Raw genomic sequence first — 3,582 nt, forward strand, 5'->3', positions numbered from 1 at the left:
GACCGGTTTTGGGGAAGTCGAGTTACTCCGCTTCCCCGAACCTCGTATCCTCCTAACAAACTTGCTGACATTTCCCCCGGAGATAGCCCATGGCTAGCGTCGAAGAACGCGTTGTCGATATCGTTGCTGAACAACTTGGCGTCGACAAAGACAAGATTACTCGAGAAACTTCCTTTGTGAACGATCTCGGTGCGGATTCACTCGATACCGTGGAACTCGTGATGGAACTCGAAGAAGAGTTCGACATCAGTATTCCCGACGAAGCTGCTGAAAAGATCCAAAAGGTGGGTGAGGCAGTTGATTTCATCGAGAACGCCAAAGGTGATGACGCCTAAGGCTGTCTGTGATTGATGGACGGCATTGTTCCGTTCCAGCAACGTTGACCAACAATTCGATTGTTGACGCTCTTGCCGCCCGAGAGATGTTGACGTGGCCCTTTTTTGGCTCACGCGAACATGTCACGGCGGCATTTATTTTGTAAACTCAGCTGATTACTCTTTTCTGCACTTATTGAAGGCCTTCTTGATGCAAGCCCGGTCGGAACGTCGCGTTGTCATTACTGGTTTGGGTGTGGTCTCACCACTCGCAGTTGACGTCCCGCAATTTTGGCAGCGGTTGACTGCGGGTGAGTCAGGGATCCACGACCTGACCACACTGGATACCAGCAAATACAAAGTTCACTTTGGTGGCGATATCCCTGATTTTGATATCACGGGCGTGGTTGACCATCGCGAAGCCAAGCGGCTTGACCGGTTCACTCAGTTCGCTGTCCACGCGGCCGAACAAGCGATCACCGACGCCGCGATCGACTTCTCAGCGCTCGATCGACACATGTGTGGCGTGATCCTCGGTTCGGGCATCGGCGGACTCGGCGAAATCGAAGTTCAGATCGAAAAAATGATCACCAAGGGCCCCGATCGCGTCAGCCCCTTTACCGTCCCCAAGATGATGCTCAACGCCGCTGGCGGTAACATCTCGATCACGCACGGGCTAAAAGGCCCCAACTTCGCCGTCGCAACCGCTTGCGCCAGTGCTACCAATGCGATGGGCGAAGCGATGCGGAGCATCCAACTCGGTGAAACCGACTTGGTGATCACCGGCGGTACCGAAGCCGCGATCACACGCATGGGCTTGGCCGCTTTCCAAAACATGAAAGCGCTCTCGACGCGTAACGACAATCCCCCCGCGGCCAGCCGCCCGTTCGATGCCAATCGTGATGGTTTCGTGCTCGGCGAAGGCGCCGGGGTGCTGATTTTTGAAGAACTCGAGCACGCCAAAGCTCGCGGTGCAAGGATTTATGCTGAGATCATTGGCTACGGAACCACTAGCGACGCAGGCCACATCACCGCGCCCGACCCAGCCGGTTTAGGTGCTGCCGCGGCGATGCAAGCCGCGATCGATGACGCGGGAGTCGAACCCTCCGCAATCGACTACATCAACGCTCACGGCACCAGCACCCCGCTCGGTGACAAAGCGGAAACGCAAGCGATCAAAACGGTCTTCGGCGAACACGCTTACAAGACCTCGATCAGCAGCACCAAGAGCTCGCTGGGGCACTCCCTTGGCGCCAGCGGTGGAATCGAAGCGGTCATCCTCTGCAAGACACTCGAAACTTCCACAATCGCTCCTACGATCAACCTGGAAACTCCCGATCCCGCCTGCGACTTGGATTACACTCCCAACGAAGCCAAGCAACGCGATGTCAAGATTGCGATGAGCAATAGCTTTGGCTTCGGTGGACACAATGCCTGCGTTGTGATTCGCAAACTGTAATCGCGGAACGGCCCTTGCTGCGGCCAGTGCGTTGTTACAACCGGTGGGGTCACGGCGAACAGGATTCGTTATCGCCCAATTTGGGAACATTGTTCACGCGTTCCTTAAAAACTCCGCCGCCAGTAACACGGCGTCTGTAGGACATCACGATGACCACTGCGCCTAATCCTGAAAACCAGCCCCCTGCACAAGCGGATCCCGCTCGTCCCACACCGCTGGACCGCGCCGAATACGTCGAGCAGGGCTACCTCTTTCAACTGCTAAAAGAACGCATCGGCGAACAAATGCCGATGCAGGAACTGTTAGAGCAAGCACGCCTGGAACTACTTGCCACCACCAATTTGCCAATCGCGGCGGAGTACCTGCTGACCGAACTGAAGCATTCTGGAGTGATGGCGCCAGCGATGCGGCGGATGAGCCACTATTTTAACACGTTCCAAACCTACTTGATCGACGAAGCCGAACACGAAACCGGCCGTTTTGCTACCGAAACCGCACTGCATATCCTCGAAGCCGATGCCAAGTATCGCTCGGCTGACGCGACACCCGCGGGATTGTTTCTGTTTCAGTTCGAAGCCCTCTGTCGCAATCGACTGAATTACGACAAAGGCTTAACCGCGATCAGCCAGGACCCGATCTACGACGCGACTTGGTCGAAATGGATCTTGATGATCCGGGCTCAGGTGGGACTGATTGATTTTGCGGACCTGCTGTTCTTTGCCAGCGAGGACTATCGCAACCGATTGGTCGAAGCAGGCCAATCGCTTGAGGGCAAAGGCCCGTTTTTATTTGGTGAAAAGGAAGGCCGAATCGCTTTTGGCAACCGCCGCAAAGAACCGCTGTACCTGTTTGCCGCGATGCAGCGACACTTGGGGTATCCCGCCGTGCCGCGTCACAAGATCGTCAAGCGGGACCATGAAATCATTCCGCAACTGGCCCGCCGCATCGAACGCCTTGAAACTCGCATCAAAATGTTCGAAGAAGAACAGCGAGGCGGAATGGATATCACGCGGTTCTATGAGAAGAATAAAGCCAAACTGAATATCCCCGAGGTAGAAGAATGACCGCTCGGGTGCCAACGACACGAAGCATTTCGCAGCGGAAATCGTCAAAATTTTCGTCGGGCATTGGCGATGGAGTAACCATCCACGCTCTGGCGAGCGTAGCTACGGAACGCAAATGCCGAAAGTGCCGAGGCTAACGCTGTGGAACTGCGACTCTGGCTTGCTTGGCAATCAGAAATGCGATCTCCATCGCTTGCTCGTAGTTGAGTCGCGGGTCAACGTTACTCTCGTACGCTGTCGCCAGATCGCTGGAACTCAGCCCCGCGGCGCCGCCAACACACTCAGTAACATTGTTGCCGGTTAATTCCAAATGAATGCCGCCTACGATCGTGCCATGCCGAGCATGGATGGTAAACGAATCACGCACCTCGCTCAAAATTTGATCAAAGTGTCGTGTCTTGATTCCATGATCCGTCGTGATCGTGTTCCCGTGCATCGGATCAACCGACCACAGCACCGGGTGAGTCGATTTCTGGATCGCAGCGATCAGCGGTGGCAGCGAGGCTGCGATCCGCTCGGCACCAAAGCGACAGATCAACGTCATCCGGCCCGCCTCGCGACTAGGGTTTAGCCGATCCAACAACTCGATCAATCCATCGGCCGTCGTACTTGGGCCAACCTTCACGGCGATCGGATTTTTGATGCCCCGAAAGTACTCGACATGCGCCCCGTCGATCGCCCGCGTACGATCTCCGATCCAAGGAAAATGAGTCCCCAAGTTGTACCATTCCTCTTCTCCGCTGGC

General features: G+C 55.6%; 4 protein-coding genes. 3 read left to right on the forward strand and 1 reads right to left on the reverse strand.

Annotated features, from left to right (window positions below; all coding sequences use genetic code 11):
* Positions 1-89: 89 nt before the first annotated feature.
* The 3 genes from ABX962_RS32660 to ABX962_RS32670 all read left to right on the forward strand — a co-directional run bounded on the left by ABX962_RS32660 (position 90) and on the right by ABX962_RS32670 (position 2,837).
* Complete coding sequence (locus tag ABX962_RS32660; protein WP_008708273.1) at positions 90-335, forward strand: acyl carrier protein; 246 nt, start codon at positions 90-92, stop codon at positions 333-335.
* Between the two features lie 190 nt (positions 336-525).
* Positions 526-1,773 carry a beta-ketoacyl-ACP synthase II gene (gene fabF / locus ABX962_RS32665; protein ID WP_372725878.1) on the forward strand — a complete coding sequence of 416 codons (1,248 nt, stop codon included), beginning with the start codon at positions 526-528 and terminating at the stop codon, positions 1,771-1,773.
* A 149-nt stretch (positions 1,774-1,922) separates the two neighbouring features.
* Complete coding sequence (locus tag ABX962_RS32670) at positions 1,923-2,837, forward strand: hypothetical protein (protein ID WP_372725879.1); 915 nt, start codon at positions 1,923-1,925, stop codon at positions 2,835-2,837.
* A 133-nt stretch (positions 2,838-2,970) separates the two neighbouring features.
* Here ABX962_RS32670 and ABX962_RS32675 read toward each other — a convergent pair.
* On the reverse strand, positions 2,971-3,582 hold a 612-nt coding region (locus ABX962_RS32675; protein ID WP_372725880.1), incomplete at its 5' end, for a 3-deoxy-7-phosphoheptulonate synthase.

This window comes from Novipirellula sp., from assembly GCF_041583735.1.
Lineage (GTDB): Bacteria > Planctomycetota > Planctomycetia > Pirellulales > Pirellulaceae > Novipirellula.

What these genes read in the sequence shown, in the direction of transcription:
- ABX962_RS32670 (WP_372725879.1), top strand. Translation starts at nt 1,923, where the DNA reads ATGACCACTGCGCCTAATCCTGAAAACCAGCCCCCTGCACAAGCGGAT.
- fabF (WP_372725878.1), top strand. Translation starts at nt 526, where the DNA reads ATGCAAGCCCGGTCGGAACGTCGCGTTGTCATTACTGGTTTGGGTGTG.
- ABX962_RS32660 (WP_008708273.1), top strand. Translation starts at nt 90, where the DNA reads ATGGCTAGCGTCGAAGAACGCGTTGTCGATATCGTTGCTGAACAACTT.